Origin of the sequence: Anaerofilum hominis (assembly GCF_014287275.1) — a bacterium.
GTDB lineage: Bacteria > Bacillota > Clostridia > Oscillospirales > Ruminococcaceae > Pygmaiobacter > Pygmaiobacter hominis.
In genome coordinates, this window is the sequence record NZ_JACONZ010000002.1 from 474243 (window position 1) to 500934 (window position 26692).

Here is a 26692-nt window from a genome sequence, read left to right on the forward strand (position 1 = left end):
GGCTTTTGCGCCGGCCGGGCCTGCGCCCGGGTCACCCCCCGTTCAGCTCCAGCGCCAGGCGCGCCAGCGCTTCGGCGTCGCGGTAGACCGTGAGGCCGCAGGCGGCGCGGCGCAGCTGCGCCGCGCCGCGCAGGCCTTTCATATAATAGGGCGCCTGGGTGCGGGCCTGCCGCATGGCGGCTTCCTCTCCCTTTTCTTCGCACATGCTGTAAAGCTGGCGGCACATCACCGCCATGCGCTGGCGCAGGCCGGGCCGGGGCGGCAGCGGCTCGCCGGCAAGGGCGGCTTTCACCTCGGCGAACAGCCAGGGGCTGCCCAGCGCGCCGCGCCCGATCATCACCGCGTCGCAGCCGGTCTGTTCCAGCAGGGCCAGGGCCTCTGCGGCGCTGGTCACATCGCCGTTTCCGATCACCGGCACCGACACGGCCGCTTTTACCGCCGCGATGCAGCCCGGGTCGATGGGCGGGGTGTACATCTGCTCCCGCGTGCGCCCGTGCAGGGCGATGGCGGCGGCCCCCGCCGCCTCGCAGCGCCTGGCCGTTTCCACGCAGGTGACGGCGCTGTCGTCCCAGCCCTTGCGCATCTTCACGGTGACGGGCAGGTCCACGGCTTTTGCGACGGCTTCCACGAGGCGCCCGCAAAGGGCCGGGTCGCGCATCAGCGCGCTGCCCGCGCCGCCGCCGGTGATCTTGGGGGCGGGACATCCCATGTTGATGTCGATGAAATCAGGGCGGTATTTCAGCGCCAGCACCGCCCCCTGGGCCATGATCTCCGGCTCGCTGCCGAAGAGCTGGATGCCGAAAGGGGCGCCGCCCCCGCCGCCGCGCAGCAGCGCGGCGGTTTTTTTGTCGCCGTAGCACAGCGCTTTGGCGCTGACCATTTCGCTGACCGTGTACGCCGCGCCGTAAGACGCCATCAGCCGCCGGGCGCTGGCGTCCGAAAGGCCCGCCATCGGCGCAAAGGCCGCGCCCGGGCCGATGGAAAGAGTTTTAAATTTCAAAAGAAGTTCTCCCTGAGATGGATTTTTGCACCCGCGGGCGCCGCATACTAAACAGGGGCCGCGGCGCGCGGGGCGGTCAAATCATTGTACCATAAAATTCCGTCCTGTGGTATAATAACCGCAAAGCGATCGGGACACGATCTGTGCGCGGCAGGCTGCTGTCCAGGGCCGGCGCGCGGCGGGCGGCAGGCTTTTTGATGCGCGGCAGCGCCCTGCGCCGCTCTGCGGAACGCCGTGCCGCGAAACGCCGCCTTGCTCAAACGCGGCGGGCGGCGCACCTGCCCGTCGCGCCCGCACACCCGTGGCGGCAGGCGGCGCTTGAAAAAGCGCCGGGGCCCGCGAAAAAATTGTACAGACAAGGGGGGCGCAGCCCATTGAAACTTCTCGCGATCGACGGAAACAGCATCGTCAACCGCGCCTTTTACGGCATCAAACTGCTCACCACCAAAGACGGGCGGTACACCAACGGCCTTGTGGGGTTTATGAATATCCTGCTCAAGCTGCTGGCCGATGAAAAGCCGGACGGGGTGGCCGTGGCGTTCGACCTGCCAAAGCCGACTTTCCGCCACAAGCGGTACGACAACTATAAGGGCACCCGCAAGGGCATGCCGGAGGAACTGGCCCAGCAGATGCCGCTGCTCAAAGAGCTGCTGACGGACCTGGGCTACAAGATCGTCACGGCGGAGGGGTTTGAGGCGGACGACATCCTGGGCACCCTCGCCGCCGACTGCGCAGCGGACGGGGACGAGTGCGTCATCGCCACCGGCGACCGGGATTCGCTGCAGCTGGTGGCGCCCGGCACGCGGGTGCTGCTGGCCTCCACCCAGATGGGCCGCAGCGTCACGGTCAACATGGACGAGGCGGCGGTGCGGGAAAAATACGGCGTCGAGCCCCGGCAGCTCATTGAGGTGAAAGCCCTGATGGGGGACGCCAGCGACAATATCCCCGGCGTGGCGGGGGTGGGCGAAAAGACGGCCCTGGCCCTGATCGCCGAGTTTGGTTCCCTGGCCGGGGTCTACGAGCATCTGGACAGTCCCTCCATCAAGCCGGGGGTGCGCGCCAAGCTGGAGCGGGACAAAGAGCAGGCCGAGATGAGCCGCTTTCTGGCAGAGATCGTCACCGACGCGCCGGTGCCCCACGACGTGGCGGACTACCGGCCCGGCCCCGGCAACCCGGCTGCGGCCGCACGGCTGCTGGCCTCGCTGGAAATGGTCAGCCTGCTGGACAAGCTGGGGCTGCAGCAGAGCGCTGCGGCCGCCCCGCCCCCCACGGCCCAGACAGACGCGCCCGCGCCGGCGCGGGTGGAGGCGCTGCCGCTGCCCGCGGGGCTGAAAGGTCCCGTGGCCATTGCCGCCGCCGGGGACGGCTACAGTATTGTCCGGGGCGGGGAACTGTATGCCGCCAAGGCCGGCGACCCGGCTTTTCTCGCGCTGCTGGCGGACGAAAAGACGGAAAAACGGGTTTTTGACGCAAAGCCGCTCTACACGCTGATGCTCTCCCACGGCAAACGCGCCAGGGGGATCGTCTTTGACGGCAAGCTGGCCGCTTATCTGCTCAACCCGTCGGCCAGCGGCTACGACCCGGTGCGTCTGGCCGCCGAGTACGGCGTCCAGCCCGCCTTTGTCTGCGGCGACGACGCGGCGGGCGTGCTGGAACCGCTGTTCGACGTTCTGGCGGCGGCCTGTGAGGAGCAGGGCATGACCCGGCTGCTGGGAGAGATCGAACTGCCCCTCTCAGAGGTGCTGTCCTCCATGGAAGTCACCGGCATCCTGGTGGACCGGGCCGGGATCGAGCAGTTCGGCGTGGAGCTCAGGCAGGTGCTGCAGGCCGAGCTGGCCGAGATCTATGAGCTGGTGGGGTACGAGTTCAACCTCAACTCCACAAAACAGCTGGGCGACGCTTTGTTCGGCAAGCTGGGCCTGCCCGCCCGAAAAAAGACAAAGAGCGGATGGTCCACCAACGCCGAGACGCTGGAGTCCCTGCGGGGCATGCACCCGGTGGTGGAGCACATCCTGCTCTACCGCACTTATCAAAAGCTGAATTCCACCTACGTGGAGGGGCTGCTGAAGGTCATCGGCCCGGACGGGCGCATCCACTCGGCGTTCAGCCAGACGGAGACCCGCACCGGCCGCATCTCTTCCAGCGAGCCGAACCTGCAGAATATCCCGGTGCGCACCGAGCTGGGCAGCCGCCTGCGCAAATACTTCATTGCGCCGCAGGGCCGGGTGCTGCTGGACGCGGACTACAGCCAGATCGAGCTGCGCATCCTGGCCGCCATCAGCGGCGACGAGCACATGCAGGCCGCGTTCGGGGCGGGGGAGGACATCCACCGGGCCACCGCCAGCCGCATTTTCGGGGTGCCCTTTGAGCTGGTGACCCCGCAGCTGCGCTCCCGCGCCAAGGCGGTCAACTTCGGCATCGTCTACGGCATCGGGGCGTTCAGCCTGGCCAAGGATGTGGGGGTCTCGGTGAAAGAGGCGGACACCTTTATCAAAAATTACCTGTCCGAGTATTCGGGCGTAAAACACTATATGGAGAAAACGGTGGAGGATGGACGGGAAAAAGGCTATGTGGCCACCCTGTACGGCCGCCGCCGCCCCCTGCCGGAGCTGACTGCGGCCAACCGCAATATCCGCGCGCTGGGCGAACGGATGGCCATGAACACCCCCATCCAGGGCACCGCCGCCGATGTGATCAAGCTGGCCATGATCCGGGTCTTTCAGCGGCTGGAGGCCGAGGGCCTCACGGCCAGGCTGGTGCTGCAGGTACACGACGAACTGATCGTGGAAGCGCCCGAAGAGGAAGCGGACCGGGCGGCAAAGATCCTGGGCGAAGAGATGGAGCGCGCCGCCGATCTGGCGGTGAAGCTGACCGCAGAGGTGAACCGGGGCCGCACCTGGTACGAGGCAAAGGGCTGATGGCGTCCGGCGGGACGCTGCGCTTTGCGCCGGCTGCGCCGCAGCATGTGCCCGCACTGGCGGCGCTGCACGCAGACGCGCCCGACCCCTGGGCCGCGACGCAGCTGCAGGCTGAGCTGGACAAGCCCGAGTGCCGGGCCTTTGTGGTTTTTCAGGACGGGGCGCCGGCGGGGTTTGCCTGCTTCTGCCTGCTGGGGGACACGGCGGAGCTGGAGACGATGGCGGTGGCCCGCGCCCTGCGGGGGCAAGGGCTCGGCGCGGCGCTGCTCCGCCGCGCTCTTGCGGACCTGAGACGGCAGGGCGCGGCGCGCTGCCTGTTGGAGGTGCGCTGTTCCAACGTACCCGCAAAGGCGCTTTACCGCCGGCTGGGTTTTGAGCCGCTGGCGCTGCGCCGGGGGCTGTTCAGCGCCCCGCGGGAAGACGGCGAGACGATGCAGCTCGTCTTTGACAGCGCGCCTGCGCCCGAAAAGGGCGGCGGGGAGCAAAGAGAAGAAAAAGAGAAAAAGGCCGCCCTGAGCGGGAGCGGAGAGTGCCCGCGCCGGCACGGGGCGGGCGGGGAGAGTGAAAGATGCTGATCTTGGGGATCGAGTCCAGCTGCGATGAGACCGCTGCCTCGGTGGTGGAGGACGGGCGGACCGTGCGCAGCAATGTGGTGGCCAGCCAGGCCGCTGAACACAATCTTTACGGCGGCGTGGTGCCGGAGATCGCCTCCCGCCGCCACATCGAGGCCATCAGCGGGGTGGCCGCGGCGGCGCTGGCCGAAGCGGGGGTCCGCGCCGGGGAGCTGGAGGCGGTGGCGGTGACCTTTGCCCCGGGGCTGATCGGCGGGGTACTGGTGGGGGTCAACTTTGCCAAGGGGCTGGCTTTGGCCGCGGGCAAACCGCTGGTGCCGGTCCATCATCTGCGCGGGCACATCGCGGCGCTTTACCTCACCCACCCGCAGCTGAAGCCGCCCTTTTTGTGTCTGGTCGCCAGCGGCGGCCACAGCCATATCATCCAGGTGCTGGACTACACCCGTTTCCGGGTGCTGGGCCGCACGGTGGACGACGCTGCCGGCGAGGCGTTCGACAAGGTGGCGCGCACCCTGGGGCTGGGGTATCCGGGAGGTCCGGCGGTGGCAAAGGCCGCTGCCGGCGGCGACCCGAAAGCCTACCGCCTGCCCACCCCCCGGTTGGAGGGACGGTACGACGTCAGCTTTTCCGGGCTGAAAACGGCGGTGCTGAATCTGGTCAACCAGGCCGGGATGAAGGGGGAGACGGTCAGCGTGCCCGACATGGCGGCCAGCTTTCAGTTCCGGGCCACCGAGATCCTGGCCGAAAAGCTGATGCTGGCCGCACGGGAGACCGGGGCCGAAAAGGTCTGTATCGCCGGGGGCGTAGCGGCCAACGCTGCGCTGCGCAGCCTGCTGGAGCGGGATTGCGCCGCCCTGTCCGCAGAGCTGTACCTGCCCAGCCTGCCGCTGTGCGGGGACAATGCGGCCATGATCGCATCGGCGGGATATTATGAGTATCTGGCGGGCAGCCGGGCGGGCCCGGACCTGAACGGGCTGGCGACGCTGCCCATCGACTATCGATAAAAAGGGCCGTGGTCCCGGTCTGAGCGCGGGCGCGAACGCCTGCCTTGCCAGGATCGCCGAAGCTTTGGCACCGGCCTGCCGCATGTCGGCGGGGCAGAATGGCCGGACGGGAAGCGCAGCTCGGACTCGGGCACGGACGCCTGCTTTGTCCCGGACCGGCGGAGCTTTGGCACCGGCCCGCTGTGTGTCGACGGGGGCAGAATGGCTGAGCGGGAAATGCGGCACGGGCGTGGGCACGAACGCCTGCCTTGCCAGGATCGCCGAAGCTTTGGCACCGACCCGCCGCATGTCGGCGGGGCAGAATGGCCGGACGGGAAACGCGGCACGGGCGCGGATACGAATGCCTGCTTTGACAGGACCGCCGAAGCTTTGGCACCGGCCCGCCGCGCGTCGGCGGGCACAGGGCGGCCGGGCGGGAGGCACAGCCCGGGCGCGGGCGCCTGCTTTGTCCCGGACGGGCGGAACTTTCGCGCCGGACCGCCGAAGCTTTAGCACCGGCCCGCCGCGTGTCGGCGGGGACAGGGCAGCCGGGCGGGAAGCGCAGCCCGAGCGCGGACACGAGTACCTGCTTTATCCCGGCCCGCCGAAGCTTTCACACCGGCCCGCCGCGCGTCGGCCCGCCGAAGCTTTCACACCGGCCCGCCGCGCGTCGGCTCGACGGAGCTTTCGCACCGGGCCGCTGCATGTCGGCGGGGGACAGGGCGACAGGGCGGAAAACATGGTCCGGCTGGTCCTTGGCGGCCAAGTGCGCCGGCTTTTGAAAAAAACGGACGCAGAGGCGGAGGAAAAAATGAAAAACGACAGGGTAAAAATAAGAAGAAAATCTTCCGACGGCGGGCGGAAGATCTGGCGGGCGGTCCTGCCGGCTGTTTACGGCGCCGCGCTGGCGATCTGCCTGATCTGCGACCTCGCGACGGGCGGCGGCCTCTCCTGGTTCTGGATCGTGCTTTGTTCTCTGATGCTGGCCTTTTCCGTGTTTCACCTTCCCTTTCTGCTGAAAAAACACCGGCTGCTGCCGGCCGCCCTTGCGGCGACCCTGTCCCTGTTGCTGCTGCTCGCCGCCTGCGAGGCAGTCACAGGGGGCGGATGGCTGCGGCCTTACGGTCTGCCCATCGCCGCCTATCCGCTGGCCTTTGTCTGGGCGATGCTGCTGGTGACGCGGCTGCGCGGGCTGAACTGGTTTTTCCGCTCCGCGCTGCTCTCGCTGCTGGCGGGCGCGCTCACCCTCACGATGAACGCCTGGGTGGGGGCGGTGCTGGCAGGGGGGCCGGGCCGTTTTGCAGAATTTTTCTTTTCCCAGTTCGGCCCCTGCGGCACCGGCAGTTTTGTCAACGCGCTTGCGGCGGCCTGCTTTTTCCTCTATTTTGTGCTGGGCACGGCGCTGGGCGCCGCCACGGCCGTGCGCGCCCGTGTTGTACACAGGCCCTGAGAGGGGCCCTCTGCCGCAAGTGGGAAGCGGGCTGAAAGACGGCTGGCGGGGGAACAGCATCCCGCCGTGCCGGGAGCTCGGCGGCGGCCCGGCCCCCACCACGGCTCCCACAGCGCCGTACAGGGCCCTCTGCCCACACGCTGCCCCGCCTGTTTTGGTCCCGGCGGCAGCCCATACAGCGCTGCGGCAGGCAGGCCCCGTATCGCAGCGGACTGCCCGCCTGCACAGGGTCCCCCGGTTTTGGCCGGGGGATCTTTTGCTGCCGGGGCCGCGCGCAAAAATGCATTCCGCCGCCCCGGCGCAAAAAGGGCGGGGCAGGGCGCGCGTTAAGTTTTTGTAAAGATTTCAAAAGAGGCGTTTGTCATAGCAAAATCATGGGTTTTTGGATGCTTTGTATATTGCTAAATATTTAACGCTGTGCTACAATAAATCTGATTTCGGATTTTGTTGGAAGCGAGTCCAGAATCAAAAGGATGTTCGATATTTTATAGAGAAAGGTGAGTTATGTCTTATGAGTAGTTTAACCTCCAACCAGCATGTGCTGGACTGGGTCAAAGAGATGGAAGACCTCATGACCCCGGACAAGACCATCTGGATCGACGGCTCTGAAGGCCAGCTGCGCGCCCTGCGCGAAGAGGCGTTCAAGACCGGCGAGCTGACCGAGCTGAACCAGGAGAAGCTCCCCGGCTGCGTACTGCACCACACCGCGAAGAACGACGTCGCCCGTGTGGAGGACCGCACTTTTATCTGCACCTCCAACAAGGCGGACGACTGCGCCATGATCAACTGGATGGAGCCGACCGCGATGAAAGCCAAGCTGACCCCGCTGTACAAGGGCGTCATGAAAGGCCGCACCATGTATGTCATCCCCTACTGCATGGGCCCTGTCGGCAGCCCCTTCTCCAAGGTGGGCATCGAGGTCACTGACTCCATCTACGTCGTGCTGAACATGGACATCATGACCCGCATCGGCATCAAGGCCCTGCGCCAGCTGGGCGATTCCAACGATTTCGTCCGCGGCCAGCACGCCCGCGCCGACATCGACGCCGAGAACCGCTACATCGTCCACTTCCCCGAGGACAATGCCATCTGGTCGATCAACTCCGGCTACGGCGGCAACGTCCTGCTGGGCAAAAAGTGCTTCGCGCTGCGCATCGCCTGCTATCAGGGCTACAAAGAGGGCTGGATGGCCGAGCATATGCTGATCCTGGGCGTCGAGGACCCCAGCGGCCACGTGGACTACGTCACCGCCGCTTTCCCCTCCGCCTGCGGCAAGACCAACCTGGCCATGCTGATCCCGCCCGAGATCTATGCCAAGAAAGGCTATAAGGTTTGGACCGTCGGCGATGATATCGCCTGGATGCACGTGGGCGCGGACGGCCGCCTCTACGCCATCAACCCCGAGAACGGCTTCTTCGGCGTCGCCCCCGGCACCAACGAAAAATCCAACCCCAACGCGCTGGCCACCACCCGGCAGGGCACCATCTTCACCAACGTGGCGCACAACCTGACCGACAACACCGTGTGGTGGGAGGGCCTGGACAAGAACCCGCCCGAGGACGCGCAGGAATGGACCGGCCTGGCTGTCGACGGCAAGGAGTACGTAGCGGGCGGCGGCAAGCTGGCGCATCCCAACAGCCGCTTCACCGCCCCTGCCACCGGCTGCCCCTGCCTGTCCAAAGAGTTCAACAATCCGGACGGCGTGCCTGTGACCGCGATGGTCTTTGGCGGCCGCCGCGCCAAGACCGCCCCGCTGGTGTACCAGAGCTTCAGCTGGAACCACGGCGTGTATGTGGGCTCGTCGATGGCTTCTGAGACCACCGCCGCCGCCGCCGGCGCCGTGGGCGTGGTCCGCCGCGACCCGATGGCCATGCGTCCGTTCTTTGGCTACAATGTGGGCGATTACTTTGCGCACTGGCTGGACATGGGCAAAAAGCTGGGCGACAAGGCCCCCAAGATCTTCCACGTCAACTGGTTCCGCACCGATGACGAGGGCCACTTCATCTGGCCGGGCTTCGGCGACAACATGCGCGTGCTGATGTGGATCCTCAACCGCTGCAAGGGCGAGGTCGACGCGGTCGAGACCGCGATCGGCTATCTGCCCCACGCCGAGGACATCGACATCACCGATCTGAACGGCGTCACCCTTGACACGGTCAAGAACCTGCTGAACGTCGACAAGGACCTGTGGCTGGAAGACGCCAAGGGCGTCGAGGAGCTCTATGACCAGATCGGCGACCATGTGCCCGCCGAGCTGCGCGCTGAGCTGAACGCACTCAAGGACCGTCTCTCCAAATAAACACACCTTTCTCTTTCTATAAATATTGCGGACTGCCGCGCGAAGACACGCGGCAGTCCGCTTTTTTATGTTTTGGCCCCCGCGGGCGGTCCGCGGGGGAGAAACGGCAGCCCTGCCGCCGGGGGCGAGGCGGGCGCAGCTTTCCCGCCGCGGCCCCCGGCAGGGGACCGGCATTCTATCCTGAAGCACCTATTCGTCCATATCCTGCTTTCCCGCCGCGGCCTGCAGGGGAGGACCGGCGGCGCAGAGCCGTGCGCGGGCCGTGGAAAAAGACCGCCAAAGGCCTGCCGGGGCGGCCCTGTGCCCGGGCAGCGGAAACGGCTGTAAAAAAGGCGCAAAAATAATTCGGCAGGCCCTTGACATATATAGATATTCGATATATAATCGGAAACAATAAATATAGAATATCTATATATTAATCAGGAGGGATGAAAGATGGCGAACAGCAGGGGTCTGCTGCCCGGTTCCGCGGGCATGCTGCTGCTGCAGCTGCTGAGCGAGGGGGATCTGTACGGCTATCAGATGACGGAAGAACTGCGCCGCCGCTCCGACGACACGTTTGTGATGAAAGCGGGCACACTGTACCCGATCCTGCACGGGCTGGAGCAGGAGGGCAAGGTGGAGAGCTACGAGCGGCAAAGCGAGGGCGGCGCCCCGGGCAAACCGCGCCGCTATTACCATATCACCCGCACCGGCCGGGCGGCGCTGCGCCAGCAGCGCAGCGAGTGGGAGCGCCTTTCGGGGGCGGTGAACGCGGTGCTGGGCAAGGCTTTTCTGACCTGCCCCGCGCTGGAAAGGGGGCGGGCCTGATGCTGCCGGAGACACTGCAACAATGGTTGGAACAGGCGCTTGCCCAGCTGCGATGCCGGCGCGCCGAGGCCTCGGTGCGGGCCGAACTGGAAGCCCATCTCAGCGAACAGTACGGCGCGCTGCTGGCGCGGGGGCTGCCCGCGGAGGAAGCGGCAGCCGCGGCTGCCCGCGAGATGGGGGACCCGGTGCTGGTGGGCGGCGGGCTGGACCGGGTGCACCGCCCCCGCCCTGCCTGGGGACAGGTCGCGGCGGTGGGCGCGCTGCTGCTGGCAGGCGCGCTGCTGCGCTGCGCTGTCGACCGGGAGGCTGCAGGCGCGGCGGTCAACAGCGCCGCTGCGTGGCTGGTGGTGCCCAAAGGGTTTTGGGGCGTACTGCTGGCGGTGGCCCCCGCGCTTCTGCTGCTGGTGCTGGCGGCGCGCTTTTTTGACATCACGCTGCTGGAGCGGCACACGGGCAAGCTGTACGCGGTGTTCTGCGTCCTCGCCGTTGTGTGCTTCACTGCGGGTGCGCGGGTCGGCGGCCGCTTTTATTACGGCGCGCCGCTGGCGCTGCTGTTTTTGCCGCTTTACGCAGCGCTGCTCTACCGCCAGCGGGGCAAGGGCATACAGGGCCTGCTGACAGGCTGTTTTGGAGCGGCGCCGGGTCTGGCGGTCTGCCTGCTGACGCCGCACCTGGAGATGACGGTCCTGCTGGGGCTTTGCTGTCTGGCAGTCTGCCTGTGGTGCTGCGCCAAAAACTGGTTCGGCTTGGGGGCGCGGGCCAGCGCCGCGGCGGTGCTGGCAGGCGCTGCGCTGGCCGCTGTGGCGCTGGGGATCCTCATTTTGAACGGCGGTACCCTGCAGTACTATTTCGGCCGCCTGCAGGCCGCGATGGACCCGGCCAGCGACCCCATGGGGCGCGGGTATCTGCCGCTTTATGTCGACCTGATGCACCGGGCCAGCGTGCCGCTGGGACAGGGGCTGGACCCGGCGGCGCTGGCGGCGGGCGATGTGCAGTATCCCGCCGGGTTCGTCTTTTCCAGCGTTTTTGTGCGGGACGGCTACCAGCTCAGCTACCTTGCGTGGCGGCTGGGCGTCCTGCCCGCCGCCCTGCTGGCGCTGGCCGTCACGGCAGTGCTGGCGCTGCTCTGGCGCGCCGCGCTGCGCACCCATAACGCGCTGGGCCGCATGCTCGGCATCGGCTGCGCCGCGCTGCTCAGCGGCCAATACGCCCTCAACCTGCTGCTCAACTGCGGGCTGCCGGTCTCAGGCGGTTTTCTGGCTTTTGCGGGCAGCGGCGGGGCGATGCTCTGTGCGCAGGCCCTGCTGGCCGGGCTGATGCTGTCGGCTTTCCGTCTGGACCCGGTCGTCGGTGATCCTGCCCTGCGGCGGCCCGCGGTCCCGGCGCCGCCCCTGCCGGAGGGGGCGCGGGTGGCTTACCGGGACGGGGTGCTCTCGATCCGGTTTCGCCGCTGAAGAACAATTGTTTTTCTCTGGACACACCTCCCAAGGGGTTATATAATAGAGATAACGAATCTCGCGCGGGGCAAAAACGCCGCGCGCCTATCATGGGAGGGCATACATATGGACAGGATCGAACAAAAGATCTGCGAGATCATCGACAGCAAAAAAGAGGAGATCATGGCCTTTGGCCGGGACATCTTCTGCCACGCGGAGCTGGGGTTCAAGGAGACGCGGACCAGCGGCAAGTTCGTCGAGGAGATGAAAAAGCTGGGGATGGACGCCGAGACCGGCCTTGCGATCACCGGCGTGAAGAGCTACCTCAAGCCCAAGGGATCCACTGAGGGGCCGACCCTTGCGGTGATCGGCGAGATGGACGCGCTGCCCATCCCCAACCATCCCGACGCGTGGTCTGAGACCGGGGCTTCCCACTGCTGCGGCCACAACGCGCAGCTGACCGGCGTGGTGGGCGCAGCGATGGCGCTGGCCGACCCCGAGGTGGCGGCGGCCATGGGCGGCAACATCTGCTTTATGGCCGCGCCCGCGGAGGAATATGTGGACGTGGAGTACCGCGCCGGCCTGATGAAAGAGGGCAAGCTGCGCTACGGCGGCGGCAAATGCGAGCTGATCCGGGTGGGCGCGTTTGACGATGTGGACATCGCGCTGGGCCATCACAGCATGCCGGGCATGGACTTTGGCCTTTACAACGGCAGCAGCAACGGCTTTGTCAACAAGACCGTCACCTTTACCGGCCGTTCGGCCCACGCCGCGGCTGCGCCCCATGAGGGTGTGGACGCGCTGAACGCCGCCACCGCCGCCCTGGTGAACATCGCCCTGCAGCAGGAGAGTTTCCGCGACGAGGACACCATCCGCGTACACGGTTTTGTCTCCGAGGGCGGCACCGCCATCAACGTCATCGCGGACCATGTCACCATGCAGTACTCGGTGCGCGGCAAAACGCCCGAGGCTTACCGGGACGCCTCGCTGAAAGTGGACCGCTCGCTGAAAGCGGCCGCCATGGCCACCGGCTGCGGCGTCACCATCGAGACCCTGCCGGGCTATATGTCCGGCGTGCCCAACAACCACACCGAGGTGCTGGACAGCGTGCTTAAGGACCTGACCGATGAGAAGTACAACAAGCGGTTTGACATGGGCCCCGAGATGCACATGACCGGTTCGGACGATTTCGGCGACGTGGCCACCCTGATGCCGCTGGTGCATTTCTACAGCGGCGGCTACACCGGCAGCCTGCACAACCCCGACGTCCGGGTCACCGACGAGTATCTGGCCTATGTGGTCACCGCCAAGATCTTCGCGCTGACCGCCTACCGCCTGATGAAAGACGGCGCCGCTGCGGCAAAGGAGAACATCGCCGACTACAAGCCGGTGATGAGCAAGGACGAGTACATCGCTTTCATGGAGAGCATGCTCACCACCGAAGAGGTCGCGCCGACCCCGCTGCCCATCGTCGGCAAGTGAGGCAGGCTTTGCTTTGACCAAAGGTCCCCTGCGGACAGCGCGTTTGACGCGCTGTCCGTTTTTTTGTGCGCGGGACAGGGGACGCCCCGCGGTGCGGCCCGCTCTTTTTGCGGAACGCCCCCGGCAGGCGGGGGGAAAACGGCGTTTTGCGCTGGACAATCCGCAGCAGGGGCGATATAATGAGATTATTGAGATCATCCGCACTGACGCATTGAAGCGCCAGTGGGGAAACTTATTTCGGGAGGGACAAAAACATGGACAGGATCGAACAAAAGATCTGCGAGATCATCGACGGCAAAAAAGAGGAGATCATGGCCTTTGGCCGGGACATCTTCTGCCACGCGGAGCTGGGGTACAAGGAGACGCGGACCAGCGGCAAGTTCGTCGAGGAGATGAAAAAGCTGGGGATGGACTCTGAGACCGGCCTTGCGATCACCGGCGTGAAGAGCTACCTCAAGCCCAAGGGGGCCGCCGAGGGCCCGACCCTTGCGGTGATCGGCGAGATGGACGCGCTGCCCATCCCCAACCAGCCCGATGCGTGGTCTGAGACCGGGGCTTCCCACTGCTGCGGCCACAACGCGCAGCTGACCGGCGTGGTGGGCGCGGCGATGGCGCTGGCCGACCCCGAGGTGGCGGCGGCCATGGGCGGCAACGTCTGCTTTATGGCTGTGCCCGCGGAAGAATTCGTGGACGTGGAGTATAAGGCGCAGCTGATGAAAGACGGCAAACTGGGCTACGGCGGCGGCAAATGCGAGCTGATCCGGGTGGGCGCGTTCGACGATGTGGACATCGCGCTGGGCCACCACATCTTCCCGGGTGCGGATTACGGCGTTTACAACAACAGCAGCAACGGTTTTGTCAACAAGACCGTCACCTTTAAGGGCCGCGCGGCCCACGCCGCCGGTATGCCCCATGAGGGCGTGGACGCGCTGAACGCCGCCACCGCCGCCATGGTGAACATCGCCCTGCAGCAGGAGAGCTTCCGCGACGAGGACACCGTGCGCGTGCACGGCTTTGTCTCCGGCGGCGGCACCGCGGTCAACGTCATTGCGGACAACGTCACCATGCAGTACTCGGTGCGCGCCAAAACGCCCGAGGCCTATAAGGACGCGGCCGCAAAGGTGGACCGCTCGCTGAAAGCGGCCGCCATGGCCACCGGCTGCGGCGTCACCATCGAGACCATGGCCGGCTACATGTCCAACGTGGTCAACCCGCACACCGAGGTGCTGGAGAGCGTGCTGGACGATATCGCCGCAGAGGGCAAATACACCAGCCGCCGCGATCTGACCGAGCATTCCACCGGTTCGGACGACTTCGGCGACGTGGCCACCCTGATGCCGCTGGTCCACTTTGCCACCGGCGGCTACACCGGCAACCTGCACAACCCCGACATCCGGGTCACCGACGAGTATCTGGCCTATGTGGTCACTGCCAAGATCTTCGCGCTGACCGCCTACCGCCTGATGAAAGACGGCGCCGCCGCGGCAAAGGAGAACATCGCCGACTACAAGCCGGTGATGAGCAAGGACGAGTACATCGCTTTCATGGAGAGCATGCAGACCACCGAGGTGGTGGAAGCTGCCCCGCTGCCCATCGTCGGCAAAAAAGAGCAGTGAGCGGCGCGGGGGCCCCTGTCGTGGGGCCCGGCGCGGCGGCTGCAGAGGAAAAATAAAATAGCCGAAAACGGAAAGCACGCCCCGGGCTGAGCGAAAAGCTCTTTTCAGGGCGTGCTTTCTGCGCGCTTTTTTTCAGATCAAAGGGTTTGGGGCGGCTGCGTTCCGCGGCTTTTGGGGGCCGGGGCGCGCCGGGGGCCCCGGCGGCGGCAAGATTCTCAAAATCTTTTGCAGATACGCCTTGACAAGGCATCTAAAAGACGGTATAAAAGTGTATAGGAAATTTCTCTAGGAGGAACGATCAATGGTTTTTGAAAAAGTCAGGGAGATCCTTTGCGATCAGCTGGATCTGGAAGAGGATAAAGTCACGATGGACTCTGATATCGTCGAGGACTTCGAGGCGGATTCCCTCGACGTGGTCGACCTGGTGATGTCCCTTGAGGACGAGTTCAGCATTGAGATCCCCGACGAGGAGATCGAGAACATCAAGACCGTCGGCGACGTGGTGCGCTATATCGAAGAGAACACCTGATCGTTGAAAAAACAGAGCAGCAAAGCCTCCGAACCGTGAACGTAGGAGGCTTTGTTTTTTCGGATGAAAAAGGGAGTGTCAAGGCGAATGAGCGAACAGAACAAAAAAATGGTGGAGGCCATCACCCCCATCAACGAGGACTTTGCGCAGTGGTATACCGATATCTGCAAAAAGGCGGAGCTGGTGGACTATTCTTCCGTCAAGGGCTGTGTGATCCTGCGCCCGTACGGCTATGCCATCTGGGAGAACATCCAGCACATCCTGGACGGCATGTTCAAGGCCACCGGGCACCAGAACGTGGCCATGCCGCTGTTTATCCCCGAGAGCCTGCTGCAGAAAGAGAAAGACCACGTGGAGGGCTTTGCCCCCGAGTGCGCCTGGGTGACCATGGGCGGCGGCGAGCAGCTGGAAGAGCGCCTGTGCGTGCGGCCCACCAGCGAGACCCTGTTCTGCGATCATTTCGCCCATGTGCTGCAGTCCTACCGCGACCTGCCGCTGCTGTACAACCAGTGGTGCAGCGTGGTGCGGTGGGAAAAGACCACCCGGCCTTTCCTGCGCAGCCGCGAGTTCTGGTGGCAGGAGGGCCACACCATCCATGAGACCGCCGAGGAGGCGGTCGCCGAGACCGAGCAGCAGCTCAACTGCTACGCCGAATTCTGTGAAAAATATCTGCGCATCCCGGTGATCAAGGGCCGCAAGACCGAGAGTGAAAAGTTTTCAGGCGCCGAGGCCACCTATACCATCGAGGCCATGATGCACGACGGCAAGGCGCTGCAGAGCGGTACCAGCCATTACTTTGGCGACGGGTTCTCCCGCGCCTTTGAGGTCACCTTTGCCGGCCGCGACAACAAGCTGCAGTATCCGTTCCAGACCAGCTGGGGCATGTCCACCCGCATCGTGGGCGCCATCATCATGACGCACGGCGACGACGAGGGACTGATCCTGCCCCCCGCCGTGGCGCCCATCCAGGTGGCCATCGTGCCGGTGGCCCAGCACAAGCCGGGCGTGCTGGACAAGGCGCAGGAGCTGAAACAGCGCCTGTCGGCGGCGTTCCGGGTGCATCTGGACGACTCGGACAATTCGCCGGGCTGGAAGTTCAGCCAGTATGAGATGAAAGGCGTGCCCCTGCGGCTGGAGATCGGCCCCAAGGACATTGAAAAGGGCCAGTGCGTGCTGGTGCGCCGCGACAACCGCGAAAAGACCTTTGTGCCGCTGGAACAGCTGGAGGCGGAGATCGGGCGTCTGCTGACCGAGCTCGGCGACAGCCTTTATCAGCGCGCGCTGGAGAACCGCGAAAGCCGCACCTGGAGCGCCGTCACGATGGAAGAGGTCAAGCGGCTGGCCGGGGAGCACACCGGCTTTATCAAGACCATGTGGTGCGGGGACGCCGCCTGTGAGGAAAAGATGAAAGAGGAGGCCGGCCTTTCCAGCCGCTGCATGCCCTTTGCGCAGGAGCAGCTGTCGGATGTCTGCCCCTGCTGCGGCAGGCCGGCCAAAACGATGGTCGTCTGGGGCAAGGCGTACTGAGCGCGCTGCCGCTGAAAAACAAGAGCGCAAAAAGGGGACGGGACCCGGCCGGGTCCCGTCCCTTTCTGCTGTTTTTTGGGCCGCCGGTTCAGCTTTGGCCGGGCTGGGCCCCGTCCCCGCGCAGGCGCTCGTTGATCTGGCGCAGCTTCTTTTTGGTGGCCGCGTACTGAAGCAGCCAGACGGCCAGATAAATGCCGGCGAAGATGCCGAAGTAGAGCAGGGCCCCCGCCGCGTTGTGGGGGATCCAGTACATCAGATAGGCGATGGGGAAGGTGGCGGCGGAGCAGACCAGCAGATGGGTGACGGTCTGGCGCAGCAGGCTCCACCCCTCCAGGGTCCAGATCACCGAGGCGCCCGCCCAGGCGGCGCCGTACAGCATGGAACACCCGGCCTGCAGCAGCACGGCGTTCAGCTCGCCCCCGCACTGCGCCGCCAGCTGCGGTACGACGGGGTAAAAGACGCCGTCTCCCACAGAAAAGGAGATCGCGATCGTGATCAGGGTGCTGAGGGCCAGACCGACCGGGGCCCCGAGCAGGCAGAGCAGCAAGATCTTTTTTTTCATCATGTTCACCTCATATTCCCAATACTTGTTTGATTTTGGCGACATAGCGGCGGGAGACATAGGTCGCCGAACCGTCTGAAAGGGAGACGCAGATCGTGCCGGCAAAGCTGAGGTCGAACCCGCGCACCTTTTTCAGGTTGACGATCTCGGAGTTGGAAATGCGCACGAAGCCCAGGCCGGCCAGCGTCTGTTCCAGCTCGTACAGCCGCGGGCGCAGGGTGTATTCTCCGTTTTCCGTGGCGGCAAAGACCTTTCCCGCGGCGGCGTAGACCCGCAGCACCGCGCCGGGGTCCAGGATCTCCAGCATCCCGTCCCGAAAGCCCGCCAGCAGCGCGGGCTGCCCGCCGGACAGCTTTTGGACGATCGCGTTCACCTCTTCTGTCACGCGGTCGGTGAAGATCACCGCCTTTGGCTCCCGGCAGGAGCTGTCGATCCTGATCTCGATCTCCATCGCAGATCGCCTCCTTACAGTATCAGTATAAACGCCCCGGCGAAGATCTTCCACCGCCGGGACACGGATGGTCGGTTTTGGCGCACAGATGGCGGGGAAATGGCCTAGCCGGTGCGCAGAGCGGCGCGGGGAGGCGGGCACAGAGGCCCGTTGGTCCTGTGGGGTCTGCGTCCCGCAAAAAGGGGAGGGCGGCGTCTGCGAACAAAGCGCTGTGCGCTTTGCCTGCGGTCTCCCGGCCCGGGCACCGGCGCTGCTGCCCCCGGCGCGGCGTGGTTTTTCCTTTGACGGCAGAACGGCCCCCCGGCTTTGATGAACCGGGGGGCCGTTTTTCTTATTCTTCCGGGGGAAGCTGCGCGTCCTCCGCTTTTTTGCGCTGCTGCAGATAATCCACGACCCGCAGCAGATAGGCGGCGGCGATACAGAGGATCAGCAGCGCCGCACAGCCTGCCATCACCCACTTGAGTACGCCGGTAAAAACGCTCTGCTGCAGCAGGACCAGCAGCATCCAGACCGCCGCTGCAAGCAGCAGCAAGTGGGCAAACAGCGGAACGATCAGCTTTTTCAACATATGGGACCAGCTCCCCTGCGCTTATTTCGTGCCGAAGATGCGGTCGCCTGCATCGCCCAGCCCCGGCACGATGTAGCCGTGCTCGTTGAGGCATTTGTCCAGCGCGGCGGCGTAGATCTCCACGTCCGGGTGGGTGTCGTGCAGCCGCTTGATGCCCTCGGGCGCGGCGATGATGCACAGGAACTTGATGGTCTTGGCGCCGCGCTTTTTGATCTGGGTGATGGCGTCGCTGGCGCTGCCGCCGGTGGCCAGCATCGGGTCCACCACCATGACCTCCCGCTCGGAGATGTCGGCGGGCAGTTTGCAGTAATACTCTACCGGCTCCAGGCTGGCGGGGTCGCGGTAAAGGCCGATGTGGCCCACTTTTGCGGCCGGGATCAGGGCGAGCACCCCGTCCACCATGCCAAGGCCCGCGCGCAGGATGGGCACGACCGCCAGCTTGCGCCCGGCCAGGACCTTGAACTTGTCGGTGGTGATGGGGGTGGTGATCTCCACCTCCTGGGTGGGCAGGTCGCGGGTGGCCTCGTAGCACATCAGCATCGCGATCTCGCTGACCAGTTCTTTGAACTCTTTCGTGCCGGTGTTGACGTCCCGCAGATGGCTGACCTTGTGCTGCAGCAGGGGGTGGTTCAGGATCATGGGCTCTTTCATCTGTATCTCCATTCTCCGGCGGCAGTGATGGGATAAAGAATGGCCGCACCTGTCATTGCCGCCGGACGCGGCAGGGCGGGAAATACAAATTTTACCGCTTTTCTTCCAGCGCGGCGACCTTGGCGATGCGGGTGGCGTGGCGGCCGCCCTCAAAGTCGGTGTTCAAAAAGACGTCCACCAGCTCGATGGCCAGCCCGACGCCGACCACACGGCCGCCCAGGCACAGCGCGTTGGCGTCGTTGTGCAGGCGGGTGTATTTGGCGCTGAAGATATCGCTGCAGCAGCAGGCGCGGATGCCCTTGATCTTGTTTGCGGCGATGCTGATGCCCACCCCGGTGCCGCAGAACAGCAGGGCCTTGCTGCATTCGCCGGAGACCACGGCCTCACAGGGCGGCGCGGCCATGTCGGGATAGTCCACGCTCTCCTCAGAAAAGCAGCCGAAATCCTTATAGGCCACGCCCAGCTCGTCCAGATGCGCCTTGATGGCTTCCTTGAGGGCATACCCGCCGTGGTCGGCGCCCAGTGCGATCAAACTCATGATCTTTCACTCTCCTTTAATTTTTCCTGCCGCTCCCGCTGGGCCTGGCTCAGCCGGTGATAGGCGGGGCGCAGGTCGCCGGCGGGGACTGCCCCGCCCGCTTGCCACAGGGCAAGGCCCGCCAAAGCGACCCCGGTGGCTCGTCCGAGACGCCAGGGGGCGGGGACGGGCTCCAGCGGCAGATTTTCTCTGAGGTTATTATAGCACACCTGTGCCCCGTCACCAACCACAAAAACAGGTTTTTTGCATCCGGCGAGCAGTTGGGCCAGGGGGCCGGGTTTTCCGGCGGTATCGGGGCACAGGCGGCGCAGGGCCTCGCCCTCGCGGGTGAAAGCGGCGTAATACACCTCGCCCCGCCGCGCGTCGGAGGCGGCGACGACCGAAGCGCCGTCGGGCAGAAAGACGCTGCGGGCCAGCGCCTCCAGGGAGGACACGCCCGCACAGGGAAGCTCTCCCGGCAGCGCCAGCCCCTTGGCCAGGGCCATGCCGATGCGCAGCCCGGTAAAGCTGCCCGGCCCGGCGCCTACGGCAAGCAGGTCCAGATCGGCTGTGGAGATATGGGCGGCCGACAGCGCGGCCTCGGCCATGGGCAGCAGCGTTTCGCTGTGGGTAAGGCCGTTGTTGAGGTAGGATTCATACAAAAGTTCGCCGTCCCGCAGCAGGGCGGTGCCGGCCGCCCTGCCGGAGGAATCGAGCGCAAGGATGATCAAAGGCTCTCAGCTCCTGTCACAGTGATTTTTCTCTCGTCCCCGCCCAGGTTTTCAATGGAGACGCGGATGCAGGGCTCCTCGATAAAGTCCTCGATGTTCTCGCTCCACTCCACCGCCACCGCCGCCCCGGCGTCCAGGTAGTCATAGAAAGAACAGGCGTACAGGTCCTCTTCCGAATGGATGCGGTACATGTCGAAGTGGGCCAGAGGCACCGGGCCGCGGTAGACGTTGACGATGCTGAAAGTGGGGCTGCTGACCGGGTCGGCGCAGCCCAGCCCCCGGGCAAGGCCGCCGCAGAACGCGGTCTTGCCCGCACCCAGGCCCCCGGTGAAAGCCACCAGGCCGCCGCCCCGCAGCTCCTGCGCCAGCCGGGCGCCCAGCGCCTCGGTGTCCTCTTTACAGTGGGAGAGGTGAACGCCCATCTCTTTTCTCCTCCTTTTCCCTCCGCCGCCCTGCGGATGCAGACGGTCCTTTATGGGGGATCTCCTAAAAAGTATAGCACATTTCCGCCCTCTGCGAAATAGCCCCCGCCGGGCACGGCGGGGCGCGCGGGGGCAAATCGTTAAAAGATTTTGAAATTTTGGCCCGCGGGGGCGAAATCCCCAGTTTCTATGTTATACTATAAAACAGCCGCAGCAGGGCAAAGGCTGTTTTTCCGGCTGTCTGTCCCGTCTGCCGCCCAGGCGGCGGGACGCAGGTCCTTTAGACGGGTCTGCTTTTTGCTGCGGGCGATAACGACAGCAAGACCGATGCGGGGCCAGAGCCCCGGAGTGAGGAGACCTGACTTGAAAGCCGTCAAAGAATATATCCGTTCCACCGACAAACTGTTTATCCTGCTGTGCATGGCCTGCAGCGCCCTGTCGGTAGTGGCCCTGACCTCGATCGCCCACGACAGCGCCAGCGCGCAGAACAGCCTGTTCGCCAACTACCGCCTGCCCCTTGTGCAGGCGGGCGCGGCGGCGCTGGGGCTGCTGTGCGCCGTGATCCTCTCCACCTTTGACTACCACGCGCTGGCGGCCAGCTGGCCCTTTCACGTGGCGCTGTCCTGGGGGCTGGTGCTGCTCACTTTCGTGATCGGCTACGCGCCCCCCGGCACCACCAATAAGTCCTGGATCGAGCTGCCCATGGGCCTTTCGCTGCAGCCCACAGAGCTGGCAAAGATCAGCTTTATCCTGTCCTTTGCGCTGCATCTGGACAACGCCAAGGACAGGATGAACGAGCCCTCCGCCCTGATGGCGCTGCTGGCGCATCTGGGCGCGCCCCTGCTGCTGATCCACTTTCAGGGCGACGACGGCACGGCGCTGATCTTTCTGTTCATCGGCGTGTCTATGATGTTTGTGGCGGGGCTCCCGCGCAAGTTTATTTATGCGGGCTGCGGCCTTGCCGCGGCTGCGGTGCCGCTGCTCTGGTTCGGCATCATGGAGGAGTATCAGAAACGGCGCATCTATGGGCTGTTCGACCCTGAAAACTACACCGACGTCATGTGGCAGCAGAATCAGGCGCGCATCTCCATCGGCGCGGGGCAGATCACCGGGCGCGGCTTTTTCGGGGTGGAGCATCACCCGGTGCCGCTGGCCCAAAACGATTTCATCTTTTCCTATATCTCCGAATCGCTGGGCATCATCGGCAGTTTGCTGGTGCTGGGGCTGCTGTTCGGCCTGGCGGCCAAGCTGGTGGGCACGGCGTTCCGCAGCCAGGACAGGCTGGGCGCCCTGATCTGCGTGGGCATCTCGGCGGTCATCCTCTGGCAAACCATCATCAACGTGGGCATGAACCTGTCGCTGCTGCCGGTCATCGGCATCACGCTGCCCTTTTTTACCGCAGGCGGCACCTCGGTGCTGATGCTCTATCTTTGTATGGGGCTGGCCCTCTCGGTCTATACCCACAACAAGCGCAACCTGTTCGACAGCTGAATTTTGTCTCCCGCCCGCGGTAAAAGCCAGATCCGGTTTTTACCGCGGGCTTCTTTTTTTGAAAAGCCGCCGGGGTTTTCACTGAATTTTAACAGAAAGGGGCTACAATAAGCGCCTTGAAGCCGCCCGGAAAGAAAGTGAGGCGAGTGCGGTGAGAACCAAACTGTCAAAAAGAAAAAAAGCCGTCCTGATCGCCGTGGGCGCGGTGCTGGCGCTGTTGGTGCTGGCGGCCGCCCTGGCGGCGGCCTTTATCAACGGCAAGCTGAGCTTGCTCGACCGCTCGGCAAGCTACGGGGCGGGGGAGATCCCGCCGGGGGACGAACTCTCTTTCGATCACCTGGACCTCGACTATATCGACGTGATGGAGGACGGGGGCAGCATCCAGCCGCCCGAGGGGGAGGTCAACGTCCACGACGGCATCACGAATATCCTGCTGGTGGGCTCGGACGAACGGGAGGACGAGCTCTCCGCCTCCGCGCGCGCGGACAGCATCCTGCTGCTCTCGGTGAACAGCAGCGCCAACACCTGGAAGCTGGTCTCGTTTGAGCGCGGGGTGGGCGTCTCGATCCCCGGCCAGGGGGACGACTGGCTGACCCATACCTTTGCTTACGGCGGGCCCGAACTGCTCATGCAGACCCTGAGAGAGTATTACAAGGTGGATGTGAGCCGGTATGTGCGCATCAACTTTTCCATCTTTGAGACCGGGGTGACCGACATCGGGGGCGTGGAGGTGGAACTGACCCAGGCCGAAGCCGATTATATGAACGGCATCGCCGGGGAGGAAAAGTGGTCGGCCGGCCCCGCGCGTCTGGACGGCCCCACGGCCCTGGTCTACGCCCGGATGCGCCATCTGGACAGCGACTGGCAGCGGGTAGAGCGCCAGCGCAGGGTGCTGCAGGCCGCAGCGGACCAGATCGCGACCCTCAGCCCGGCCAAGATCAGCCTGATCGCGGACAAGCTGCTGCCCATGATCGAGACCAACCTGACCAACGGCGAGCTGTGGCAGCTGGCGTTCAAGATGCCCGCGCTGCTGGGCAGCGACGCCGGCCAGCTGACCGTGCCGGACGAGGAGGCCTGCTGGGGCATCCGGCTGCCGTCGGGCCAAAGCCTGATCGGCTGTGATTTTGCCGCCGAAGCCGAGCGGCTGGACCGCTTTTTGACCGGCGCAGAGGGCTGAGCCGGTCCCGTATATTGGGTATCTTCACGAAAAAGCCCGCCCCTCTTGCGGCAGGATCGCCAAAAACTGCCGCCGCGGCTTGCTGCGGGCCGGCCAAAGTGCTATCATATGGGGCACAAAGAAACGTTCCGCAGGAGAAAAAGAGCGCGGGGAGGCTTCCTTGACCGGGAGACCGCCCTGCGCTTTTTGTTTTCTCCCCGGGAGGAAAGAGGCGGAAAATGAAACGAGGATGGAAGCGTTTTGTCGCCGTTGTGGGTGCGCTGCTGGGCGCGGCCGTGCTGGCGGTGGGGGGCTATGTGCTGTACATGGTGGTGCAGTATGACCGCATCCCCGACCACCAGCCCCTTGCGGTGGAAAACCCGCAGGGGGCGGAGCTGCGGCGGGGCCAGGCCTACACCGCGGCGACCTACAATATCGGGTTCGGCGCTTATGACCCGGACTTTTCGTTTTTTATGGATACCGGCACCATGAAAGACGGCACCCCCGTGCAGGGAAAGCACGGCAGGGCGCAGAGCAGGGAGATCGTCCTCAGCAACACCCAGGGCGCGGTGGACACGCTGCAGGGCCTTGACCCGGATCTCTGTCTGCTGCAGGAGGTGGATACCGACGCCACCCGCAGCTTTCACATCGATCAGTCCCAGATGGTGCGGCAGGCCTTTTTGCAGTACGGGTCGGTCTTTGCCTCCAATTTTCACTCCGCTTATCTGGCCTATCCGCTGCAGGAGATGCACGGCAGCGTGCAGGCTGGGCTGCTCACCCTGTCGCGCTATGCGGTGGCGCAGGCCGAGCGGCGCAGCTATCCGGTGGACGAGAGCTTCCCGACCCGGTTTTTCGACCTGGACCGCTGCTTTTCGGTGCAGCGGCTGCCGGTGGAGGGGGGCGGCGAGCTGGTGCTGATCAACAGCCATATGTCGGCCTACGACGCGGGCGGCACCGTGCGCGCGGCCCAGCTGGAGCTGTTGGGCGGCGTGCTGCGGGAAGAGCGGGAAAAAGGGAATTACGTGATCGTGGGCGGCGATTTCAACCACGCGCTCTGCGGCACGGTGCAGGCCTTTGCCAGCGGGCAGCAGGTCCCGGACTGGGTGTTTGAGTTCAGCGACAGCGACCTGCCCGAGGGTTTCCACGTGGTGGAAGCGGAAAACCTGACCCGGGTGCCCACCTGCCGCAGCAGCGATATGCCCTACACGCCGGGCCTCAACTACACGGCGGTGCTGGACGGCTTTATCGTCAGCGACAATCTGACGGCCACGGCGGAAAACATCGATACCGGCTTTGCCTACAGCGACCACAACCCGGTGCTGCTCACCTTTGTGCTGGAGTGAGGGTGCGCGCAGAAAAAGGCAAAAAGACAGCGGGCACAGGGGAAACGTCCCCCGCGCCCGCTGTCTTTTTTGTGCCGGTCACTCGCTTTCAGGGCTGCCGGGCTGTTCGGGACGATCCTTTTCGAACAGCATGGGGATGGCGACGATGGCCGCGAGGCCCACGATGGTAAAGACGATACGGCTGAAGATCGAAGCCGTGCCGCCCAGAAGCCAGCCCACGCAGTCAAAGCGGAACAGGCCCACCAGCCCCCAGTTGAGGCCGCCGATGATAAGCAGTACCAGGCATATTTTTTTGATCATGTCGCAATTCCTCCACAGGCGGGCCGTGCCCGCCAAGATTCTGGGTCCTGGCCATAGAATACCCGCTTTTTGAAAAGATATGCGGCGCTTTTGCGGGGCACGGTTGCAATGTAGGGGCATTTTGGGGTATAGTAATACATATCTGACGCACACCCGTCCGGCGCACGGCGCCGGCTGTGAAAAAATGCAAAGAAAGAGGTATGACAAAATGACGATCACAAAAGAGACCATCATCGGCGATATCCTGGACGCGGCTCCCGAGACCGCGCCCCTGTTCCTGGAGATCGGCATGCACTGCCTGGGCTGCCCCTCCTCCCGCGGCGAGACGATCGCGCAGGCCTGCTATGTTCATGGCACCGACGCGGACGCCCTGGTCGAAAAGCTGAACTCGGCCGTCGCCGGCAAGTAATGCGGCCGCTTGCGCCCGGCGCGCGGCTTGCCGCCGCCGCCGGGCTGGTGCGCCCCGGCAGCCGCGCGGCCGATATCGGCTGCGACCACGGCCGCCTGGCGGTCTTTCTGGCCGAGAGCGGCCGCTGCCCCTTTGTGGTGGCGGCCGACCTGCGGCCCGGCCCCCTGGAAAAGGCGCGGCAGCTGGTGGCGGCCCGCGGGCTGACCGGCAGGGTGGACTGCCGCCTTGGCGACGGGCTGTCGGTGCTGCGCCCGGGCGAAGTGGAGGACGTGGTGATCGCGGGCATGGGAGGGGAGACCATCGCCGGGATCCTGGCCGCCGCGCCCTGGGTGCGGCGGCAGGGCTGCAATCTGGTGCTCCTGCCCGCCAGCGGCCAGCCGGAGCTGCGGCGCTGGCTGTGCGGGAACGGCTTTGCCCTGCTGCGGGAGATCCCGGTGGCCGAGGGGCGTTATTGCTATACAGTGCTGCAGGCGGCCTACACGGGCGAGCAGGTCTCGCCGGGGCCGCTTTTCTGCTGGCTGGGCCTGCTGCGCGGGCAGCGCGGCCCGGCGGCAGAGGCGTATTTTGCCAAGCTGCTGCGGCAGCTGGAAAAGGAGCTGCGCGGCCGCGAACGCGCCGGGGAGACGGACCTGGACGCGCTGCGGCGGCTGGCGGACGAGATCGGAAGGGAGCTGGCGGAGTGCCGAGAGTAGAAGAGATCCGCGCATTTTTGGACGAACTGGCGCCGCAGGCGCTGGCAGAGGACTGGGACAATGTGGGCGCGCTGGTGGACTGCGGCAGCAATGTGACCAGCGTGATGATGGCCCTGGACATCACCGACGAGGTGGTGTCCGAGGCGGAGATGGCGGGCTGCCAGCTCATCGTCTCTCACCATCCGGTCATCTTCCATCCCCTGAAAGCGGTGGGCCGGTCGGACGTGGCTTTCCGCATGATCAAAAAGAGCATCAGCGGGATCTGCATGCACACGAATATGGACGCGGCGGACGGAGGGGTCAACGATATCCTGGCCATCATCTTCGGCCTGCAGGAGGTCAGAAAGCTGGACGGCATGGGCCGGGTGGGCCGCCTGCGCGCCCCCACCAGCGCGCCGCAGCTGGCCGCCCTGTGCAGAGAAAAGTTCGGCGCGGCGGTCAAATATGCCGACGCGGGACGGCCCGTCTCCACCCTGGCCGTCGTGGGCGGTTCGGGCGGAGACTTTATCCCGGCTGCGCTGGCGGCGGGGGCCGACTGCCTGCTCACGGGGGAGGCGGGACATCACGACGCGCTGGATGCAAAACGGCTGGGTCTGAGCCTGGTGGCCGCGGGGCATTTTGCCACTGAATTTCCGCTGATGCCGGTGCTGGGCGACAAACTCAAGCGCCGTTTTCCAGAGCTGCGGGTGCTGGTCAGCAAGCGCTGCCGCGACCCGTTCGTCTATCTGTGATACGGTGCCGCAGGCGCTGGCGCGCAAAAGCCGCCCGCGCGGGGCG

General features: G+C 65.1%; 26 protein-coding genes. 17 read left to right on the top strand and 9 right to left on the bottom strand.

Features of this window, described 5'->3' with window-relative positions; genetic code table 11:
- Positions 1–31: 31 nt before the first annotated feature.
- The gene (gene dusB / locus H8S23_RS07195; RefSeq protein ID WP_243165915.1) at positions 32–1000 is read right to left on the bottom strand and encodes a tRNA dihydrouridine synthase DusB; all 969 of its coding nucleotides are present in this window, start codon (positions 998–1000) and stop codon (positions 32–34) included.
- Positions 1001–1374: 374 nt separating this feature from the next.
- Between dusB and polA the strand changes: the two genes are divergently transcribed.
- The 11 genes from polA (at position 1375) to proS (ending at position 16622) form a co-directional block, all read left to right on the top strand.
- Entirely contained in the window at positions 1375–3918 is a 2544-nt protein-coding gene (polA, locus tag H8S23_RS07200; RefSeq protein WP_186887652.1) for a DNA polymerase I, read from the top strand.
- The gene (locus tag H8S23_RS07205; protein WP_186887653.1) at positions 3918–4493 is read left to right on the top strand and encodes a GNAT family N-acetyltransferase; all 576 of its coding nucleotides are present in this window, start codon (positions 3918–3920) and stop codon (positions 4491–4493) included. The genes polA and H8S23_RS07205 overlap by 1 nt, the downstream gene beginning before the upstream one ends.
- Positions 4487–5494: a tRNA (adenosine(37)-N6)-threonylcarbamoyltransferase complex transferase subunit TsaD gene (tsaD, locus tag H8S23_RS07210; RefSeq protein WP_186887654.1), complete on the top strand. Its 1008-nt coding sequence runs from the start codon at positions 4487–4489 to the stop codon at positions 5492–5494. Before H8S23_RS07205 ends, tsaD begins: the two co-directional genes overlap by 7 nt.
- 790 nt (positions 5495–6284) lie before the next feature.
- Entirely contained in the window at positions 6285–6923 is a 639-nt protein-coding gene (locus H8S23_RS07215; RefSeq protein ID WP_186887655.1) for a hypothetical protein, read from the top strand.
- A gap of 511 nt (positions 6924–7434) precedes the next feature.
- Positions 7435–9222 carry a phosphoenolpyruvate carboxykinase (GTP) gene (locus tag H8S23_RS07220; protein WP_186887656.1) on the top strand — a complete coding sequence of 596 codons (1788 nt, stop codon included), beginning with the start codon at positions 7435–7437 and terminating at the stop codon, positions 9220–9222.
- Between the two features lie 435 nt (positions 9223–9657).
- A complete protein-coding gene (locus H8S23_RS07225) occupies positions 9658–10032 on the top strand; it encodes a PadR family transcriptional regulator (protein WP_186887657.1) in 375 nt (124 codons plus the stop codon).
- Positions 10032–11486: a permease prefix domain 1-containing protein gene (locus H8S23_RS07230; protein ID WP_186887658.1), complete on the top strand. Its 1455-nt coding sequence runs from the start codon at positions 10032–10034 to the stop codon at positions 11484–11486. Before H8S23_RS07225 ends, H8S23_RS07230 begins: the two co-directional genes overlap by 1 nt.
- Positions 11487–11594: 108 nt before the next feature.
- Entirely contained in the window at positions 11595–12950 is a 1356-nt protein-coding gene (locus H8S23_RS07235; protein ID WP_186887659.1) for an amidohydrolase, read from the top strand.
- A gap of 254 nt (positions 12951–13204) precedes the next feature.
- Positions 13205–14566, top strand: coding sequence for an amidohydrolase (locus H8S23_RS07240; protein WP_186887660.1), 1362 nt, complete (start codon positions 13205–13207; stop codon positions 14564–14566).
- Positions 14567–14867: 301 nt separating this feature from the next.
- Entirely contained in the window at positions 14868–15095 is a 228-nt protein-coding gene (acpP, locus tag H8S23_RS07245) for an acyl carrier protein (RefSeq protein ID WP_186887661.1), read from the top strand.
- Between the two features lie 87 nt (positions 15096–15182).
- Positions 15183–16622, top strand: coding sequence for a proline--tRNA ligase (gene proS / locus H8S23_RS07250; protein ID WP_186887662.1), 1440 nt, complete (start codon positions 15183–15185; stop codon positions 16620–16622).
- A gap of 88 nt (positions 16623–16710) precedes the next feature.
- On the opposite strand, the gene H8S23_RS07255 is transcribed toward proS, so the two are convergent.
- The 7 genes from H8S23_RS07255 to tsaE all read right to left on the bottom strand — a co-directional run bounded on the left by H8S23_RS07255 (position 16711) and on the right by tsaE (position 20524).
- Positions 16711–17184, bottom strand: a complete 474-nt coding sequence (locus H8S23_RS07255; RefSeq protein ID WP_186887663.1) for a DUF3021 domain-containing protein — start codon at positions 17182–17184, stop codon at positions 16711–16713.
- A 10-nt stretch (positions 17185–17194) separates the two neighbouring features.
- The gene (locus tag H8S23_RS07260; protein WP_186887664.1) at positions 17195–17635 is read right to left on the bottom strand and encodes a LytTR family DNA-binding domain-containing protein; all 441 of its coding nucleotides are present in this window, start codon (positions 17633–17635) and stop codon (positions 17195–17197) included.
- Positions 17636–17966: 331 nt separating this feature from the next.
- Positions 17967–18203 (bottom strand): hypothetical protein, encoded by a 237-nt coding sequence (locus tag H8S23_RS07265; RefSeq protein WP_186887665.1) that lies wholly within the window; start codon positions 18201–18203, stop codon positions 17967–17969.
- Positions 18204–18224: 21 nt separating this feature from the next.
- Positions 18225–18854, bottom strand: a complete 630-nt coding sequence (gene upp, locus H8S23_RS07270; RefSeq protein ID WP_186887666.1) for a uracil phosphoribosyltransferase — start codon at positions 18852–18854, stop codon at positions 18225–18227.
- A gap of 91 nt (positions 18855–18945) precedes the next feature.
- Complete coding sequence (rpiB, locus tag H8S23_RS07275) at positions 18946–19392, bottom strand: ribose 5-phosphate isomerase B (RefSeq protein WP_186887667.1); 447 nt, start codon at positions 19390–19392, stop codon at positions 18946–18948.
- Positions 19389–20102 carry a tRNA (adenosine(37)-N6)-threonylcarbamoyltransferase complex dimerization subunit type 1 TsaB gene (tsaB, locus tag H8S23_RS07280; protein WP_186887668.1) on the bottom strand — a complete coding sequence of 238 codons (714 nt, stop codon included), beginning with the start codon at positions 20100–20102 and terminating at the stop codon, positions 19389–19391. Before tsaB ends, rpiB begins: the two co-directional genes overlap by 4 nt.
- Positions 20099–20524, bottom strand: coding sequence for a tRNA (adenosine(37)-N6)-threonylcarbamoyltransferase complex ATPase subunit type 1 TsaE (gene tsaE / locus H8S23_RS07285; protein ID WP_186887669.1), 426 nt, complete (start codon positions 20522–20524; stop codon positions 20099–20101). The genes tsaB and tsaE overlap by 4 nt, the downstream gene beginning before the upstream one ends.
- A gap of 363 nt (positions 20525–20887) precedes the next feature.
- Here tsaE and H8S23_RS07290 point away from each other — a divergent pair, with 363 nt between their 5' ends.
- The 3 genes from H8S23_RS07290 (at position 20888) to H8S23_RS07300 (ending at position 24514) form a co-directional block, all read left to right on the top strand.
- Positions 20888–22015 (top strand): FtsW/RodA/SpoVE family cell cycle protein, encoded by a 1128-nt coding sequence (locus H8S23_RS07290; RefSeq protein ID WP_243165916.1) that lies wholly within the window; start codon positions 20888–20890, stop codon positions 22013–22015.
- A 151-nt stretch (positions 22016–22166) separates the two neighbouring features.
- Positions 22167–23192: an LCP family glycopolymer transferase gene (locus H8S23_RS07295; RefSeq protein ID WP_186887670.1), complete on the top strand. Its 1026-nt coding sequence runs from the start codon at positions 22167–22169 to the stop codon at positions 23190–23192.
- 218 nt (positions 23193–23410) lie between these two features.
- The gene (locus tag H8S23_RS07300) at positions 23411–24514 is read left to right on the top strand and encodes an endonuclease/exonuclease/phosphatase family protein (protein ID WP_186887671.1); all 1104 of its coding nucleotides are present in this window, start codon (positions 23411–23413) and stop codon (positions 24512–24514) included.
- A 78-nt stretch (positions 24515–24592) separates the two neighbouring features.
- Here H8S23_RS07300 and H8S23_RS07305 read toward each other — a convergent pair whose 3' ends face one another.
- A complete protein-coding gene (locus tag H8S23_RS07305; protein WP_186887672.1) occupies positions 24593–24814 on the bottom strand; it encodes a DUF378 domain-containing protein in 222 nt (73 codons plus the stop codon).
- A gap of 208 nt (positions 24815–25022) precedes the next feature.
- Between H8S23_RS07305 and H8S23_RS07310 the strand changes: the two genes are divergently transcribed.
- The 3 genes from H8S23_RS07310 to H8S23_RS07320 are packed head-to-tail and all read left to right on the top strand — an operon-like array spanning position 25023 to position 26646.
- Complete coding sequence (locus tag H8S23_RS07310) at positions 25023–25223, top strand: DUF1858 domain-containing protein (protein WP_186887673.1); 201 nt, start codon at positions 25023–25025, stop codon at positions 25221–25223.
- Positions 25223–25915: a tRNA (adenine(22)-N(1))-methyltransferase gene (locus H8S23_RS13955; RefSeq protein ID WP_186887674.1), complete on the top strand. Its 693-nt coding sequence runs from the start codon at positions 25223–25225 to the stop codon at positions 25913–25915. The genes H8S23_RS07310 and H8S23_RS13955 overlap by 1 nt, the downstream gene beginning before the upstream one ends.
- On the top strand, positions 25903–26646 hold the full coding sequence (locus H8S23_RS07320; protein ID WP_186887675.1) for a Nif3-like dinuclear metal center hexameric protein: 744 nt from the start codon (positions 25903–25905) through the stop codon (positions 26644–26646). Before H8S23_RS13955 ends, H8S23_RS07320 begins: the two co-directional genes overlap by 13 nt.
- The last annotated feature ends 46 nt before the right edge of the window (positions 26647–26692 follow it).